General features: G+C 45.6%; 14 protein-coding genes, 2 tRNA genes and 1 pseudogene. All 17 read right to left on the bottom strand.

The window, feature by feature from the left end:
• Positions 1–25: 25 nt before the first annotated feature.
• The 17 genes and pseudogenes from spoIIE to glmU all read right to left on the bottom strand — a co-directional run bounded on the left by spoIIE (position 26) and on the right by glmU (position 16749).
• Complete coding sequence (gene spoIIE, locus M1D67_RS00405) at positions 26–2515, bottom strand: stage II sporulation protein E (RefSeq protein ID WP_026578994.1); 2490 nt, start codon at positions 2513–2515, stop codon at positions 26–28.
• Positions 2516–2725: 210 nt separating this feature from the next.
• A tRNA-Glu gene (locus tag M1D67_RS00400) sits at positions 2726–2797 on the bottom strand.
• A gap of 10 nt (positions 2798–2807) precedes the next feature.
• Positions 2808–2881 (bottom strand) — tRNA-Met (locus M1D67_RS00395).
• Positions 2882–3031: 150 nt separating this feature from the next.
• Complete coding sequence (locus M1D67_RS00390) at positions 3032–3430, bottom strand: S1 domain-containing RNA-binding protein (protein WP_003178226.1); 399 nt, start codon at positions 3428–3430, stop codon at positions 3032–3034.
• 79 nt (positions 3431–3509) lie between these two features.
• The gene (locus M1D67_RS00385; protein WP_020449818.1) at positions 3510–3887 is read right to left on the bottom strand and encodes an FtsB family cell division protein; all 378 of its coding nucleotides are present in this window, start codon (positions 3885–3887) and stop codon (positions 3510–3512) included.
• A gap of 16 nt (positions 3888–3903) precedes the next feature.
• Positions 3904–4531, bottom strand: a pseudogene (gene yabQ / locus M1D67_RS00380) (spore cortex biosynthesis protein YabQ).
• Positions 4528–4836 (bottom strand): sporulation protein YabP, encoded by a 309-nt coding sequence (gene yabP, locus M1D67_RS00375; protein ID WP_011197470.1) that lies wholly within the window; start codon positions 4834–4836, stop codon positions 4528–4530. The pseudogene yabQ and the gene yabP overlap by 4 nt, the downstream one beginning before the upstream one ends.
• 76 nt (positions 4837–4912) lie before the next feature.
• Positions 4913–5176: an RNA-binding S4 domain-containing protein gene (locus M1D67_RS00370; RefSeq protein ID WP_003178218.1), complete on the bottom strand. Its 264-nt coding sequence runs from the start codon at positions 5174–5176 to the stop codon at positions 4913–4915.
• A 6-nt stretch (positions 5177–5182) separates the two neighbouring features.
• Positions 5183–6652: a bifunctional methyltransferase/pyrophosphohydrolase YabN gene (gene yabN, locus M1D67_RS00365; RefSeq protein ID WP_103750523.1), complete on the bottom strand. Its 1470-nt coding sequence runs from the start codon at positions 6650–6652 to the stop codon at positions 5183–5185.
• Complete coding sequence (locus M1D67_RS00360; RefSeq protein ID WP_145654495.1) at positions 6642–8234, bottom strand: putative polysaccharide biosynthesis protein; 1593 nt, start codon at positions 8232–8234, stop codon at positions 6642–6644. The genes yabN and M1D67_RS00360 overlap by 11 nt, the downstream gene beginning before the upstream one ends.
• Before the next feature lie 224 nt (positions 8235–8458).
• Entirely contained in the window at positions 8459–8995 is a 537-nt protein-coding gene (gene spoVT / locus M1D67_RS00355) for a stage V sporulation protein T (protein ID WP_020449813.1), read from the bottom strand.
• Positions 8996–9132: 137 nt separating this feature from the next.
• The gene (gene mfd, locus M1D67_RS00350; RefSeq protein ID WP_025809571.1) at positions 9133–12666 is read right to left on the bottom strand and encodes a transcription-repair coupling factor; all 3534 of its coding nucleotides are present in this window, start codon (positions 12664–12666) and stop codon (positions 9133–9135) included.
• Between the two features lie 64 nt (positions 12667–12730).
• A complete protein-coding gene (fin, locus tag M1D67_RS00345) occupies positions 12731–12961 on the bottom strand; it encodes an anti-sigma-F factor Fin (RefSeq protein ID WP_003178210.1) in 231 nt (76 codons plus the stop codon).
• A 56-nt stretch (positions 12962–13017) separates the two neighbouring features.
• Positions 13018–13584 (bottom strand): aminoacyl-tRNA hydrolase, encoded by a 567-nt coding sequence (pth, locus tag M1D67_RS00340; protein ID WP_020449811.1) that lies wholly within the window; start codon positions 13582–13584, stop codon positions 13018–13020.
• 116 nt (positions 13585–13700) lie between these two features.
• The gene (locus M1D67_RS00335; RefSeq protein ID WP_020449810.1) at positions 13701–14327 is read right to left on the bottom strand and encodes a 50S ribosomal protein L25/general stress protein Ctc; all 627 of its coding nucleotides are present in this window, start codon (positions 14325–14327) and stop codon (positions 13701–13703) included.
• 80 nt (positions 14328–14407) lie between these two features.
• The gene (locus tag M1D67_RS00330) at positions 14408–15358 is read right to left on the bottom strand and encodes a ribose-phosphate diphosphokinase (protein ID WP_020449809.1); all 951 of its coding nucleotides are present in this window, start codon (positions 15356–15358) and stop codon (positions 14408–14410) included.
• A 20-nt stretch (positions 15359–15378) separates the two neighbouring features.
• Complete coding sequence (gene glmU, locus M1D67_RS00325; protein ID WP_079289492.1) at positions 15379–16749, bottom strand: bifunctional UDP-N-acetylglucosamine diphosphorylase/glucosamine-1-phosphate N-acetyltransferase GlmU; 1371 nt, start codon at positions 16747–16749, stop codon at positions 15379–15381.
• Positions 16750–16757 lie beyond the last annotated feature (8 nt).

Here is a 16757-nt window from a genome sequence, read left to right as displayed (position 1 = left end):
AGAAGAAATTTGATTTATACGAAGGCTAAGAAATCTCTTGATTCTTTTGGAAAAAAGACGGCGCCGGAATGGAGGCCCACTTTGGCGTATTATGGTCCAGCTTGATAACAATCACCGTCATATCGTCCTCAATCAGACCCGACCTTGTCCGAATCACTTCTTCCATGATCAAGTCGGCGATTTCCTGCGGCTCCTCGGTTTTCAGAGATTTCAATTTACGCTTCATCCACAGATCATGATTTTCAACATGTCTAGGCCCTTCAAAGATTCCGTCGCTCATCATAATCAAAAGGTCTCCCGCTTTTAATTGCTCGCTGACTACATCAACATCGAATTCTGTAATGATGCCGATCGGCAGATTGCTGGCCTGCACTTTGATAATCTGATCGCCTCTTTTAATAAAGCTCGGGGTGGAGCCGATTTTCAAAAACTTGCAGCTCGCATCCTGAAGATCGATGACCGATAAATCCAATGTCGAATATATTTCATCTGTCGTCCTTAATGAAAGAATGCTGTTGATCGTTTTAATCGCCACTTTTTCGTCGATGCCCGACTGAAGAATCTTTTCCAACAGCTTGATCGTCTCATTGCTTTCAAAATGGGCCCTTGCGCCATTTCCCATACCATCGCTGATGGCGGCCGCATATTTGCCGGTGCCGAGCTCCATCATATTGTAGCTGTCGCCGGAGACAAGCCCTCCTCCTTTTGCTGCATGTGCGGCTCCCGTCACCACCCTGTATGACTTCGCCGAACCGAAAGCAACATGACAATATCCATTCGGATGGCCGGCGCACTGTTCCGCTTTGACGATAATTTGTTCTTCCAAAATATCGGACAGCATCGGAGCGATGATTTTTTCACACTCCCCGTGGCCGTTGCAATACGGGATACTCATTTCGATATCGATATTTCCCTGCTCTAGGCTGTAAATTTCGACTTGTTGAATTTCAATGCCGAAATGCTGCAGCGCATCCCGAATTTGTTCTTCTTGAATAAAATGCTGCTCCCTCTCCCTTTTTATTTCCCGAGAAAAGTCCGCCATGACCTGAGAAACCCCGAGCAGCTGCTCTGCGACGAGACGCCTGCTGTCATGCACCTTTTGTTTTAATGTCTGGTTTGCCCTAAAATGAGACAGCTCGTCTTCCATCAGCGCTTCTACTTGCTTTGATTTGGAGCAGTGCTGATGAAACTCCTTTTTCAGCTTGCGGTTTTTAAAATATTGCTTTTCTTCTGTTTCCTGCATAACTCGTTTCATCAAGTCATATGTTTTATCAAAGTTCTGAACCCAGCACTTGTTTTTTTTATAACAGGACTGGCAGGAGTGTTCTGTTACAGTGCTCAAAAACAGATCGATCTCTTTTTCTTTTCCTTCATCATCCGGAACCGAATGATAAAAGGTAGCGAAGCTTTCGGATAATGCGTGAAAAACACTCGAAAACTGATCGACCTTCTGCGCGGTGACATCGCGGATTTTTCTTGCATATTGCTGCTGTTCCTGAGCGTGTTCAGTCGTTCCCGGTATATACTTAGCCACTTTTTTCGTAATCGACTGAGGGGTTAAAAGAAACAGGCCGATTGCAATCAGTGATTCATAAAGCGTCGGCACAAGTTCAGCTGAACCTTCTCCGTACAGAGAAATCAATAGAGATCCGATCAATAAGCCGACCGCTGCACCGAACTTTTTTCCTTCTTTTAACAAACCGCCGAGAAGGCCTGAAAAAGCCAGCAGGCTCATCTGATATAAATTGCCGATATTTGAAAGGCTGAGGATCAGCCCCGTCACAACCCCGACTGTACAGCCGATGCTCGCGCCCCCGATGAACGCGAAAGCGAGCACGACATAACGGGCCAATATCAGTTCAGCCTGCATGCCTTGAAAAGAAACGCCTGTCAAACCTGTGAGAACAGAAGCGATTAAAATCATAAAACAAATGATCTCTTCAATTTTCAGCGACTGTTTCGCCCGCTTTGATGTAACAATCGGCAGGCTTTGCAAAAAAATCAGTGTGAGGATAAACGATAACCCGGCTTCAACAAAAGCCATAATATAGTGATAACCCGAAACCGTTCCGTATTCGGCATATACGAATCCGCATCTTGTCACAGCCATCGCTAAAAAGACGACGACAGGCAGCGTTCTGACGCGGTCTTTTATAATAAGAGACGTCATTTTGGAACATATCGCAAATGCAAACAGAGCCGCAAGCACGAACAGCGAATGCTGAGGCGATATGCTCAGAGCCCCGGCAAGAAGTGCCAGGCATGCAAGAAAAGCTTTATCTTTTTTAATTAAAAGCATCGCTCCGAAAAATGGAAGAGCAAAGGGAATGACCTCTGACAGAATGAAGGCTCGTCCCAATAAAAAACCGATGATCATATAGATCAGCCCTTTATAAAAAAAGAGGGAATATAAATGCTGCATTACAAGCTTCGTCTTGCTGCCAATCCATGAATACAATTTTTGAACAACAGGTCCAGCTATTGGGCTGTTCACTCTTCTTTCCGCTTTTTCCATGCTCTCATCTCCCACTCGTTTATTCGTTGCTTGCCATTATAACGAAAGATGAAATAGGATTTTGTCAAAAGAAGGTAATGAATTCAAAGAACTGTTCGACGCTTTTTGTAGCATGCTTCAATCACTCTTGATAAGTCGAGTCCATTCCCGTTATTTTGCGTATTTTTATGCAGCAAAAAAACCGGCTTCAGAAGAAGCCGGTTTCCGGAATGACCCGTACGGGATTCGAACCCGTGTTACCGCCGTGAAAGGGCGGTGTCTTAACCACTTGACCAACGGGCCTTCATATAAGTAGCGGCGGAGGGGATCGAACCCCCGACCTCACGGGTATGAACCGTACGCTCTAGCCAGCTGAGCTACACCGCCATGTTGTTGATTTCTTTTAACGCACAAGTTCTATAATACAAAGGATTGTCCTATCCGTCAATAGAAATATTAATAAAAATTTTATAAGACAATAAAAAGGCATCCGTTGGGATAAGACGAATGCCTTTCGTATATATAGAAAGCAGCAAGTTAACCTCTTCTTGCTCCGCGCCCTCCACGTTTTGATTCCGTGTTGCGTTTTAGAGACGATAAGCGATCTTCACTGTCTTTTAAAAACTTATTCATTTTCTGTTCAAACGTTTCTTTAGAGCGGAAATCATTTTTAGGTCTCGCAGGTCTTGATGATTGAGGACGGTCTACAGCCTTTTTGATCGACAAGCCGATTTTCCCATCTTTCTCAACATTGATGACTTTAACTTCTACTTGATCACCAACCTTCAGATGATCATTAATGTCCTTCACGTAGTTATCGGCTACTTCGCTAATATGAACAAGACCTGTTGATCCTCCAGGCAGTTCAACAAACGCTCCGAAATTTGTAATACCTGTTACTTTCCCTTGCAACTTGCTGCCAACTTCAATCGACATAAAAAAAGTGCTCCTCCTTAGACTTAAAAAAGATCATTTGTTTAATTATACATAAAGAAAAAAATAAGTGTCAACAAGGCTACTTGCTCTTATCTTCAAACTTGAAGATGATTTCGCCATCTTTTGAGAGGTAATAATCCTTTCTGGCAAGCTCTGCAACGTAGTCCTCATCCTTTAATTTCACAATCTCATCTTTCAAATCCGATTTTTTTGCTTCCAGTTGTTCCAATTGTTTCAAAAGGTCTTCTTTCTTCTCTTGCTTCGCGCTGATATCCGAAGTCTGCGACCAAAGAGAACTGACAATCACAATCGCCGACAGCAGCACAACGGCGCCGAAAACCATCAACCGTCTGTATAGACCGCGTCTTTTTCTTTTCAGCTGCTGCTGTTTTCGCTCCATCTGCTCTTTGTATTCGTTCTGTATTTGCGATATGTTGCGTCTCATGGGATCATTCATTCCAGACGGCCTCCCCTCATTTTTTTAAAAGTTTTGCCTTAATTGTTATGAATAGTTTCTTCCCCTTTTCGAAAAATCCTGCTCCTTTTTGCAAAAAGCGTCTCAACAATCCCCGAACCGGGGCGGGAAGAAGCCTGCAGCATTGATATAGTATAAAATAAATCGGATATCCTGCAAATTTTAATATCTTATATAAACATACCGCAAAAAAAACGAAAAAGAACATAGATATTTCTCATTGTAAAGAGAATGATGGCAAAAATAGCTTGAAACGTCCATACAACAGGCCGAAACACCATCATCTGCATCATCTTTGAGACCAGCCTGGAGATGAATATGAAAAAGGAAATCATCCATTCCAAAAGCTTGATATAGATCTGCTTAAAAAGGCTTTGATAAGCGGCAAATCCAAGCATGACCGCCAGAAAGATATAAATTCGGAATTCCCCTTCATTCACGCTCAGCAAAACATAGAAAAAAAGGAGACCTTGTACCACCCAAAACAAAAAGTCATGGAGAAACAACAGCCACCTTGCTGTTTTTGAGCGAACGACAAAACGGGTGTAGGTGTCAAGGGAAGCGCCAAGCCATGCCCCCATTCCGGCCATGGCCAGCATCGTATAGAACTGAGTGGTCAGCGTCATTTAAACAACTTGCTAAAAAATCCTTTAGCTTTCTCCCCCTGCTGCTCATCCAAATAGACGAGATCAAGCACTCTTCCCTTGATGGAGACAACGCCTTTTTCCACATCGAGATTCTTCATCTGCAGGTTTTCGCCTCTGACTGCCAGCATGCCCATGACCGTCTCAAGTAAGAATTCCTCATTGTCAAAGCTCTCGACCTGTTTGACACCGGATATATCCAGCAGCTTGCGGCCCTTCATCGTCACATTATGTTCAGGACCAGATGCCCCGCCGGAAGGGTTGTGCTGATCATAATATACATTCATCGATTCATCCCCCATATCCTCATACTAAAGATTCGATACTGCATTGTATGAGACGGGGGATTTTTTTAGAACAAGCCTATTCTCCTCCCAGCTTCTCTTCTTTGAGAACGGTATACATATCAGCGGCTTCTTCTTTTTTTGTCGTATCCTTCAATTCATTGACTTTGACGGTTACAAGCTTTTGGCCAAAACGCACCGCAAGCTCGTCTCCCGCTTTGACAACAGAGCTTGCTTTCGCCTGCTGGCCATTGATCGAAATTCTTCCCTGGTCAGCCACTTCTTTTGCAAGCGTCCGTCTTTTAATCAGCCTTGATACTTTGAGAAATTTGTCGAGTCTCATCACTTGTCAGCTCCTTTCAATGTCTTTCGCTTCATTCCACAATTCGTCCATTTCTTCAAGCGTCATAATTTCCAGATCCTTGCCCATGCGCTTTGCAGATTGTTCAATATGTGTGAACCTTCTGTAAAACTTGGCATTTGTCATCGCCAGGGCTTCTTCCGGTTCAATTTTATAAAACCGGCCGATGTTGACGAGAGCGAATAAAAGGTCGCCGAACTCTTCTTTCATTTTTTTGCTGGACTGTTCGGCTTCGGAAATTTCTGAAGAAAATTCTTTCATTTCCTCGTGAACTTTATCCCAAATATCCTGGACATTCGACCAGTCGAATCCGGTCTTTGCCGCCTTTTTCTGAAGCTTGTTCGCTTTTGACAAAGCAGGCAGCGGCTTTGGAATGTCGTCGAGAAGGGATGGATCGTCCGCTTGTTTCTCCTGTTTCTTGATCTCTTCCCAGTTTACCATGACGTCGGCCTCATCACGAACAGATACTTCTCCGAAGACATGCGGATGCCTTCTGATCATTTTTGCCGTAATGCCGCGAATCACATCGTCAATTGTAAAAAGACCGTCATCCTCGCCGATCTGCGCATGCAGCAGAACTTGGAGCATCACATCGCCGAGCTCCTCAACAAGGTGGTCGGGATCTTCTTCATCAATCGCCTCGAGCACCTCATAGCATTCTTCAATTAAGTATTTTTTGAGCGATTCATGGGTTTGTTTCCGATCCCACGGGCAGCCGTCCGGTCCGCGCAGCTTCCTGATGACGCTGCGGAACATCGAAAATTCCTGGTACAGAACCTCCTCGTCTTTGACCGGCGGAACGTAGACGCTCGTTAAATTATTGATACCGACACTTCTGTCCAATTCGTAAAGAGGCACTGTCCGAATGTCTTGCATACTGCTTCCGGCCGCTGTGACAATGACGACTTCATAGTCATCAGGGAGCTTTTCCATCAACGTCAGTTTGACCTCTGATGCCGTCATTTGATCATATACCTGGCAAATAATCAAATGATGACGGAGCTCGACTTCGTCAGCGGAAAACCGGACGGCGTCGACAAACTGAAACCCGTCAATCGGATCGATCTGCAAAGCATTTAATGTCGCATCAATAAAGCTGTGGCCTCCCTCGACAACGACATCGGCCTGATGAGCGCCCCGCCTCTCAAGCAAAAGCTGAACCGTTTTTTCAGCGACGAACGGATGGCCCGGAACGGCATAGAGCACATCGCGCTGCTTCGCCTCCTCAAACAGCCGCTCTACGATCTCCTCGTAAACATCTTCGAATTGATCATGCTTTTCATAGACCTCATCAAAAAAATGAATCTCAGCTATTTCTTTTTTCAGGTCTTCTATTAACGGATGGTCTTTCGTCCTGACATAAAGAACCTCCGCTTGTGTGAGCCGTTTATATACACCGAGGGTTAATTGATTCATATCGCCTGCCCCCAGGCCGACTACCGTGATTTTACCGGCCATGTCTGCCGCCCCTTTCTCGTTTTATTGTCAGGAGCTTGCTGCCAAAAGGTACAAGCTCAAGTTCTTTTTCTGAAAACACGCGTAATGTGAAGATACCGGACAAAAAGACAATGCCGCCGACGAATACGGCGCTAAGACTTTCCGCCGCCGCGATCCATCTGTTTTCATGAGGTATGGCCGCTTCAAAAGCAAAAAGCCACACCGCCAGAGCGGCCGACATGATCACAGCCGACAACAAAACTCCCGCTATCCTGTATTCCGGCAACTTGATCCAGCCTTTCCTTTTCAGCTGAAAAAAATTGAGTCCAGCGACAGCAGCGAATGACATCATAGTCGCAAAAGCGGCGCCGGAAATGCCGAAACCGGGGATCAGGAACTCGTTCAATACGGCTTTCACAAAAAAGCCGCAGCAGACGGAAACAGCTGGAAGACATGTATTGCCGAGTCCTTGCAAAACAGCAGTCATCGTGATCGCCAACGATGCAAACAGAATCGACACGCTGAAAATCTGCAGCGCAGCCGTTCCATCGCTGTTCTTAAACAGCATGACATTCACCGGCTCCAAAATGCATATCAGACCGGCGGCTGCTCCAGTGCCGATGACGAAGCTCATTTTTAGCGAATAACGGATCTTTTCCTCCAGAACCGCCGTTTCTCCATTTTTCTTCGCTTTTGTAAGGGACGGGACAAGAGCTGTCGCAATGCTCGCAGCAAAAACGGTTCCAAGCTGCAAAAGCGGCTGACCTCTGTCATACACCCCTTTTGTATGTTTCGCCTGAAGTTCGTCCATTCCTTGTCCGGCCAGCAATGAATACAAGTTCAATGCGTCGACGAGCTGGATGAGAATCAGCATGAGGCCGGCCGTGCAAATCGTAACCGAGTACAGACACAGCTGCTTCAAAATATCGCCTGTACCGGCCTCTATCCCGGCGGCAGCGGGATGCTTTTCACGCTTGGCCCAAAACACGGCGAGAATGAAAAACGCCGCAAGGCCGCCGACAAGGGAGCCAAAGGCAGCCCCTGCCCCGGCGTCATATAAGGAAAAGCCGTTTTTGACGAGCCACCACGTCAAAATGAGGATCGCCCCGACCCGGAGTGTCTGCTCTCCAATTTGAGAAAGTGCCGTCGGAAGCATCCGTTCGCCTCCTTGAAAATAGCCTCTAAGCAAAGACACGAGCGGCAGCAGCAAATAAGAAAACGACACGGCGCGGATCACCCCGGCAAGGGCGGGATCACCCATAAACCCTGCGATGGCTTCGGCTCCGGCAAACAAGAGAAGAAAAAAGCCAAGGCCCACGACCGACAAAAAAAACATAGACACCCGGAGAATTTTTGCCCGGTTTGCCGTCCCGTAATCATTCAACAACTTTGAAATGATGACCGGGAACCCGGAGGTGGCAAGCATCACAGATATTCCGATCATCGGATACACCTGCTGAAAAATATAAAAACCGACATCTCCAACTATATTTTGAAAAGGCACTCTATATACAGCGCTTAATATCTTTGATAATATCCCCGCCAATGATAAAACAAAGGCGCCTTGCCAAATCCATTGTCTTTGGCCTTTTAAAAACCCCATTCCTTTAAGCTCCTTCCAATGCGCTTTCTCTCAGCTTTCTAAAAAGCGCACGAAACGTGCTTATTATACCATATTCAAGACTCATACCCCGCCTGCAACTGTGAACTAAAAAAGAACAGCCCAAAAGGTGCTGTTCCAACTGCTGATGCTGATTCAAGCTGAGAAAAACGCTTTCGGCATTCCAGCTCGTTCGAGCAGGAATGTCAAAATAAAAGGAATGAGACCTATTGTTCCATTTGACGGGCCAAAAAACCAGCGGCGGTTTCAACCGCTTTATGTTCCACTTCTCCGATTGACTGGTCTTTCGAAAAAATGACAACCGCTCCGATCGGATCGCCGTTTGCAACAATCGGACCGACGGTATAAGAAGCAACCTCTTCGTCAATACCATCAATAAGCTGAATTGTCTTGGCGTCTCCTTCCAAAACAGAATTTCGCTGATCCATCGCCTTTTCGACCATGTCGCTGATCGATTTGTTTAAATAGTCTTTTTTAGACCCCCCGGATACTGCGATATACACATCCCGGTCGCAAATCAGCACGGAATGGCCCATGCTGTCATAAAGCGCATCAGCATACTCCTTTGCAAAGTCGCCGAGCTCGCTGATCGGAGAATATTTTTTTAAAATAACCTCCCCATCCCGGTCCACAAATATTTCCAAAGGGTCTCCTTCACGAATGCGCAAAGTTCTGCGGATTTCCTTCGGGATCACGACCCGGCCTAAATCATCAATTCGACGTACGATACCAGTTGCTTTCATCTCTGCTGCCTCTCTTTCATTTGATGATATATCTGGTGGATATAAACAGAGCTGTGTACTTATGTAACACTCTCCACTCTTGATTGGTTTTAGTATCCTTCACATCAAATGTAATATACGCGAGAAACAACAAATTTTTATGATGAAGCGATCGTTTGCTTTTTAACGTTTTGAAGGCCTTTCAATATTTCGAGAAGCGTTTCCAGCCACTCTTCCGGATTTCGGTTTTTCACTTGAATCGAAATTTTCAATTTCTTTCCTTCCATCCCGAGGCCGATCTGTCTGCCGTACTTACTGCCGAGTTCAAACAGTTTTTGGCCGTCTATTTCGGCACTAGCTTTTTCGTCAATCGTCAGTCTGACGGCGTCTTTATCCTGCTTGATCAGCTCGACGCGTTCGGTGATGGCATATACCTTCGCCTCTGCGATGGCGAATAAATATTCGACTTCTTTCGGGTATTCGCCGAAGCGGTCGATCATCTCGTCTTGAAGCTCGCTCTTTTCTTCAATGGTTGAAATCGCTCTGAACCGTTTATACATATCTATTTTTTGCTTGCCGTCTGTCACATAAGTCTGCGGAATATATGCGTCAAGCTCCAAATCGATTTCCGGTTCAAATTTTTCAGCTTGCGGTACATCTCCCTTGCGAGCTTCTATTGCTTCCTTGAGCATTTGCGAATATAAATCAAAACCGACAGAATCAATGAACCCGTGCTGCTGCGCACCTAAAAGGTTTCCGGCGCCGCGGATCGTCAAATCGCGCATCGCGATTTTAAATCCTGACCCGAGTTCTGTAAATTCTTTAATCGCCTGAAGCCTTTTTTCGGCCACTTCCGTAAGGACTTTGTCCTTCCGGTACGTAAAGTAAGCGTAAGCTACACGGTTTGAGCGCCCGACACGGCCCCTCAGCTGGTACAGCTGGGAAAGCCCCATCTTATCTGCGTCAAATACAATTAGGGTATTGACGTTTGGAATATCAACGCCCGTTTCAATAATCGTTGTGCTGACGAGCACATCCGATTCTCCCTCTAAGAAATTCAGCATGACCGATTCGAGTTCGTTTTCTGTCATCTTCCCATGGGCATACGTCACCTTGGCATCAGGCACAAGCATCGAGATTTCTTCCGCTTTTCTTTCAATATCCTCCACCCGGTTGTACAAGAAGTAAACCTGACCGCCCCTGGCCAGCTCGCGTTCTATCGCTTCTCTGACTAGGGCCCCGTTGTATTCGACAACGTACGTCTGTACAGGGAAGCGGTTTTCCGGAGGCGTTTCAATGACTGACAAATCTCTGACACCGAGCATGGACATATGAAGGGTTCGAGGTATCGGAGTTGCCGTTAACGTCAAAACGTCGACATTCGCTTTAATGCGTTTAATTTTTTCCTTGTGCGTGACACCAAACCTTTGTTCTTCATCGATGATAAGCAGTCCAAGATCTTTGTACACGACATCCTTGGACAACAGCCTGTGAGTGCCGATTACGATGTCAATCGTTCCGTTTTTTAAGCCCTTGATCGTTTCATTTGCTTCTTTTCTCGTCCGGAACCGGCTGAGCAAACCGATATTAATCGGGTAGTCCTGGAAACGTTCCAATATCGTTTCATAGTGCTGCTGTGCGAGGATCGTAGTCGGCACGAGGATCGCGACCTGTTTTCCGTCTGCAATCGCTTTAAAGGCGGCGCGGATCGCCACTTCCGTTTTGCCGTAGCCCACATCGCCGCAAAGGAGCCGATCCATCGGTCTTTCTTTTTCCATGTCTCTTTTAATCTCATGGATCGATCTCAGCTGGTCCTCTGTCTCCTGATAAGGAAATGCGGCTTCAAACTCACGCTGCATTTCATGGTCGGGAGAAAACGCGTAACCTTTGCTTGCTTCCCTTTCGGCATAAAGCTTGATCAAGTCATCGGCGATATCCTGGACAGAGCTTTCAACCTTTTTCTTAACCCGTTTCCATTCGCTTCCCCCGAGTTTATAAAGCTTCGGCTCTTTGCCTTCGGAACCGACGTATTTTTGCACCTGATCAATTTGGTCAACCGGTACGTAAAGCTTGTCGCTTCCCTGGTAGTGAATATTCAGGTAATCCTTATGAATGCCGTTGATCTCCAGCGTTTCAATCCCTAAATACTTTCCGATACCGTGGTTCACATGGACGACATAATCGCCGATCTGAAGCTCCGAGTAGCTTTTGATCCGTTCGGCATTGGTCAGTTTTTGTTTGCGCGCCTGCTTTTTGACACGCTTTTTAAACAGTTCTTCTTCGGTAATGACGGCCAGCTTGATCATCGGAAGTTCAAAGCCGGATTGAAGACCGCCTTCCATAATGTAAATCTGGCCTTGGGCAAGCGCTGCATCCTGGTCGGCCTGGGCGGCTTCGATCTCATAATCGGACAATACAGACGCAAGTTTTTCGACGCGTTCTTTGCTGTCCCCTAGAAAAACCGTTGTATATTTCGATTTCTTAAACCGTTCAATCTCATTTTTGAGCACATTCATTTGTCCGTGAAAGCTCTGCATTTGCTTGCTTGAAACATTGACGATGTTTTGCGGACTGGTGTGCTGCACATGCCTTAAAAACAGCGAGTAATACAAAATCGGGCGGGACTGTTTTGAAATGAGGCTGTGAAAAGGAAATGACATTGCTGTATCATGAAGGATTTTCCCTTCTTCCAGCAGGCTCGTAATCCATTCTGCCTCTTCCTTTTGAAGCTGGTCTTCCATTTCATGAATACGGCTGATCTCATCTAGTATCAGCAAAGTATTTTTCGGGAAATAATCTAGTAAACTAGCAGGCCTCTCATAGAAATAAGAAAGGTATTTAACCATTTCCTGGCCGATATGACCTTCCTTGAGCCGCTCTTTATCTTCCGCTATATTTTGATCGAGAATTTCCTTTTGTTTATCAAGCTTCAGCTTTTTAAGACTGTTGGCAAGACCTTTATCGATTTGTTCAAGCGCTCTTTGCCGATCTTCATCCCGCACGATCAGTTCCTTCGCAGGGCCGATCGTTACTTCATCGCGCGTTTCCAGTGAGCGCTGATCATCCGTATTGAATATACGAATCGAGTCAACTTCTGTATCAAACAATTCAATCCGGACAGGGTTTTCTTCGGTCAATGAATAGACATCGATAATCCCCCCGCGAATACTGAATTCGCCTGGAGCCGCCACCATATCCGTACGCTCATACCCCATTTGAACAAGCTTCTGAAGCAGCTGTTCCGGGTCGATGTCGCGCCCCGTCTCAATGCGAATCTGACTGTTTTGCCATACTTCGACAGGGGGCAGCATTCTTCTGACGGCTGCTGCCGGAGCAATAACGATAGGCGTTTCACCGCTTGCAAGCCGATTTAAGACATCAAGCCTTTGCGAGCGCAGCTCAGGGCTTGCCACCGCAATTTCAGAAGAAATCAATTCGTTGACAGGATATAATAGGACAGGCTGATCTTTTATCAGCCCTGTCAAGTCATCTGTAATTTTTTGAGCCTGATAAAGGTTATGCGTAATTAAAAATACCGGCCGTCTCGTTTCTTTTGTAAGAGCGGCTGTAAATAACGACCGGGCAGATCCGGAGAGCCCCGCAAGCAGCTGTTCCTTCAGCCCTTCGTTCAAGCCGTTGACGATGGATTTAAAATCATCGCTTTTTGTGATATAGGATTGAATATTGTTCAAATGAGCCCCTCCTCTCTTCCTCAAATAGAAAAATGCTTTGGTCTAGTCTCTACACCAAAGCTATTTATTGAATAAACGAATGATATTGGTGATAATCCGGGTTTCGCTCAAGCGCTTCTTGACAATCTTCACATATCGTCTTCACGTGTAAATCCCCATTATCCATATAAGAAATCATATCGTTTCTTTCATCGTTTGTTAAGTGGTTAAAGCCTAACTGTTCACTGTTTACATAAGAATGATCAAGACTTCCGACTTTAACGCCGCAATGCCGGCAATAATAATGTAAAGCCATAAAGGAACCTCCATACCGAGTCTTTTTAAAACTAGTATGTTCCGTTCCCTTCTGCCTTATACCTTAGCATTAAATTCATTCATGACTTCTAAAAAAGGTTTTTCCAGAGAAGCTTCACAGGCCTTGGCCGATTGTCTGACGGCCTCTTGTATCACCGGCTCTTCTTCATCTGTAAAAGCGCCAAGCACATAATCGACGATTTTCATGCCGTTGACCGGACGGCCGATTCCGATTCTGATCCGGTTAAACTCAGTTGTTCCCAGATGCTGAATCATCGATTTGATGCCGTTATGGCCTCCTGCGCTTCCTTTCGTCCTCAGACGGATTCTTCCGGTCGGAAGATCCAAGTCATCGTAAATCACTTTCAAATTGTCAACAGGGATCTCATAATAGTCCAAAAGCGGCCTCAAACATTCTCCCGATAAATTCATATATGTAAGCGGCTTAACAAGTAGAACCTTTTTGCCGGAAACAAATCCGATTCCGTATTGACCGTTGAACTTTGTTTTATCAAGCGGAATGTTCCACTCTTTTGAAAGCTCATCGATCGTCATAAATCCTACATTATGTCTCGTATTTTCATATGTTTTACCCGGATTGCCCAATCCTGCAAACACAAGCATTATTCTATATCCTCCCTTAAGCAAAACCCTGCCTCAGCATACTGAGGGGGAGCATCCTAATTTCCCCTCATTCTAGCACAAAAGACGTAACCGCGGGAGGATTACGTCTTACGTACTTATTCTTCTTTTTCCTCTTCAGTGCCTTTTTCTGGTTCCTCAACGTCTTGAGCGGCTGATTCGGCTTCCGTTTCTTCCTGCTTTTGAGGAGGAAGAATGGATGCAACAACTTCATCAGGCTCATGGTTGTATGAATAATCGCCTTTAGACGGAATATCGCCGACGGTTAGAACATCGTTGACTTCGAGACTGGAAATATCGACCTCGATCGTTTGCGGAATGTTCTTCGGCTTCGCTGTGACAGACAGCTCGTAAAGCGGCTGCTGAAGAACACCGCCCTGTTTAATCCCCTCTGCTTCACCCGTAAGGTTTACAGGAACCGTCGCCTCCATTTCCGCTTCCATATCAACCACTTTAAAATCGGCATGTACAATTGAATCTTTTAATGGATCCGTCTGCAGCTCAGTCACCATAACAGAGTGCTGGTCTCCGTTTATATCCAAGTTGATAATCGTATTTTTGCCCTCAGCTCGCAAAATTTTTAAAAGCTCAATACTGTCTAACGCAACGGATTTGTTTTCCAGGTTTCTTCCGTAAATGACACCCGGCACATACCCGGATTGCCGGATCTTTCTTAAAGAAGACCGTCTGGAATCCGTTCTTTCTTCCGCTTTTAAAATTGCCATGTTCAGCACCATCCTATCGTTAGATTGGTCTTTCTAAAACCATACCCATAACGACAAAACTTTAAACCAGAATCAGCAAATTAATCGAACAGGAAGCTGACAGATTGTTTTTCATGCACACGAATAATCGCTTCTGCCAGAAGCGGTGCAACAGAAAGCTGCTTGAACTTCGCGATTTTCTTTTCTTCAGGAAGCTCAATGCTGTTGGTCACAACGAGCTCTTTAATTTTCGAATTGTCGATTCTTTCGATCGCCGGACCGGAAAGAACCGGATGTGTACAGCATGCATACACTTCCTCTGCGCCGCTTTCGACGAGCGCATTAGCCGCAAGCGTAATCGTTCCTGCCGTATCAATAATATCATCAATTAAAATGGCTGTTTTCCCTTCAATATGTCCGATGATATTCATAACCTCGGCTACATTCGGCTTAGGTCGGCGTTTATCGATAATCGCAATCGGCGCTTTCAAGCGGTCCGCCAATTTGCGGGCACGCGTCACACCGCCGTGGTCAGGGGACACGATCACGACATCCTTGAAATTTTTCTCTTCAAAATAATTACCTAAAATCGGAACACCCATTAAATGATCGATCGGTATATCAAAGAAACCTTGGATTTGCGGCGCGTGAAGATCAAGTGCAATCACACGGGTAGCTCCGGCGGTTTCCAGCAGGTTTGCCACCAGTTTGGCTGTGATCGGCTCACGGGAACGGGCTTTACGGTCCTGACGGGCATAGCCGTAGTAAGGCATCACGATATTAATCGTTTTCGCCGATGCGCGTTTCAGCGCATCTACCATAATCAAAAGCTCCATAATATGCTCGTTCACCGGTGCGCTTGTCGATTGGATGACATAGCAGTCGCAGCCGCGGATGCTTTCTTCAATATTAATTTGAACCTCACCGTCGCTAAAGCGTTTAACAGAACTCTTTCCCAGCTCAACTCCGACGATATCTGCGATTTCCTTCGCAAGACCCGGATTTGAGTTTAAAGAAAAAATCTTCAAATTGTCGTCTTCATATTTAGACATGGTAAACCTCCGATTTAGGATTATTTTTTGTGTATGTTCTCAGCGTAGTCTTCTTTGTTGACTTGTCTTGCTCTGGCAATAGACAAAGCCTTGCCTGGTACATCGTCGGTAATCGTTGAACCCGCAGCGACGTATGCACCTTCGCCGATTGTCACCGGAGCGACCAAATTGGAGTTGCAGCCGATAAATGCCCCATTTTCAATCTTCGTTTTGAACTTATGTTTCCCATCATAATTTACGGTAATCGACCCGCAGCCAAGATTGACATCCGTTCCGATTTCCGCGTCCCCTATGTAGCTTAAATGAGATGCTTTGCTGCGATCACCAAATTCCGATTTTTTCACTTCGACGAAATTCCCGATCCTTACCTCATTGCCGATCTTTGAATCGGGTCTGATATGAGCAAACGGTCCAATTGTAACATCGTCACCGACTTCACTGTTCACGACAACGGACTGCTTAATAACCGTTCTGCTGCCGATCGTACTGTTTTCGAGTTCGCTGTTCTGTCCGATGACCGCGTCCTCACCGATGACAACCCGCCCTTTAATAACGGTGCCGGGATAAATCACGGTATCTCTGCCGATGACGGCTTCCGGTGAAATATATGTGTTGTCGGGGTCGATTAAGCTTACGCCGTTTCCCATGTGGCGTTTATTGATCCGCTGCTTCATATAAATTTCCGCTTGTGAAAGGGCGACTCTGTCATTGACTCCGAGCGTTTCCTGGAAGTTGCCAGTCTGATAAGCGGCTACAGTCTCACCTTGATTTTTCAAGATCTCAATGACATCCGGAAGATAATATTCCCCTTGTACGTTGTCATTGGAAACCTGCTCGATCGTTTGAAAAAGAGCTTCGTTGTCAAAACAATAAGTTCCTGTGTTAATTTCTTTGACAAGTCTTTCCTCGTCTGTTGCATCTTTATGTTCGACAATTTTTGCAACATCGCCGTTTTCATTGCGAATAATGCGTCCGTAGCCTGTCGGATCCTCCGCTACAGCGGTTAAAATCGTCACTTTTGCTGCTTTTTTCTGGTGCTCATTGAGCATGGCTTCCATCGTTTCGGCAGTTAAAAGCGGTGTATCTCCGCAAATGACGATAGTCGTTCCTTTTTCGCTTCCAAGAATCGACTTGGCCTGCTTAACGGCATGGGCTGTTCCGAGCTGTTCAGCCTGCAGGGCATATTCGCTTTTTTCCCCGAGGTGTTTTTTGACATCTTCGGCTCCATGTCCAACTATTGTGACAAGTTTTTCTAATGATAGCTTGCGAGCTTCGTCGACAACATGCTCGACCATAGGTTTTCCGCAAACCGGATGAAGAACTTTATAAAGCTTTGATTTCATTCTTGTTCCTTGACCAGCTGCTAACACAACTGCAAACCGCTTATCCATGTATTGGC

It is taken from the genome of Bacillus sp. PK6-025 (assembly GCF_056530265.1).
Note: the sequence above shows the minus strand (reverse complement) of the source record. Positions and strands in the feature narration are given on the sequence as shown.

Excerpts from the sequence above, each read along its gene's own strand:
- glmU (WP_079289492.1), bottom strand. The coding sequence starts at position 16,749 with ATGGATAAGCGGTTTGCAGTTGTGTTAGCAGCTGGTCAAGGAACAAGA.
- M1D67_RS00385 (WP_020449818.1), bottom strand. The coding sequence starts at position 3,887 with ATGAATGATCCCATGAGACGCAACATATCGCAAATACAGAACGAATAC.
- M1D67_RS00390 (WP_003178226.1), bottom strand. The coding sequence starts at position 3,430 with ATGTCGATTGAAGTTGGCAGCAAGTTGCAAGGGAAAGTAACAGGTATT.
- yabP (WP_011197470.1), bottom strand. The coding sequence starts at position 4,836 with ATGAATGTATATTATGATCAGCACAACCCTTCCGGCGGGGCATCTGGT.
- yabN (WP_103750523.1), bottom strand. The coding sequence starts at position 6,652 with ATGGCCGGTAAAATCACGGTAGTCGGCCTGGGGGCAGGCGATATGAAT.
- M1D67_RS00370 (WP_003178218.1), bottom strand. The coding sequence starts at position 5,176 with ATGAGACTCGACAAATTTCTCAAAGTATCAAGGCTGATTAAAAGACGG.
- spoVT (WP_020449813.1), bottom strand. The coding sequence starts at position 8,995 with ATGAAAGCAACTGGTATCGTACGTCGAATTGATGATTTAGGCCGGGTC.
- fin (WP_003178210.1), bottom strand. The coding sequence starts at position 12,961 with ATGGCTTTACATTATTATTGCCGGCATTGCGGCGTTAAAGTCGGAAGT.
- spoIIE (WP_026578994.1), bottom strand. The coding sequence starts at position 2,515 with ATGGAAAAAGCGGAAAGAAGAGTGAACAGCCCAATAGCTGGACCTGTT.
- M1D67_RS00335 (WP_020449810.1), bottom strand. The coding sequence starts at position 14,327 with ATGGCAATTTTAAAAGCGGAAGAAAGAACGGATTCCAGACGGTCTTCT.
- pth (WP_020449811.1), bottom strand. The coding sequence starts at position 13,584 with ATGCTTGTGTTTGCAGGATTGGGCAATCCGGGTAAAACATATGAAAAT.
- M1D67_RS00360 (WP_145654495.1), bottom strand. The coding sequence starts at position 8,234 with ATGGGGTTTTTAAAAGGCCAAAGACAATGGATTTGGCAAGGCGCCTTT.
- M1D67_RS00330 (WP_020449809.1), bottom strand. The coding sequence starts at position 15,358 with ATGTCTAAATATGAAGACGACAATTTGAAGATTTTTTCTTTAAACTCA.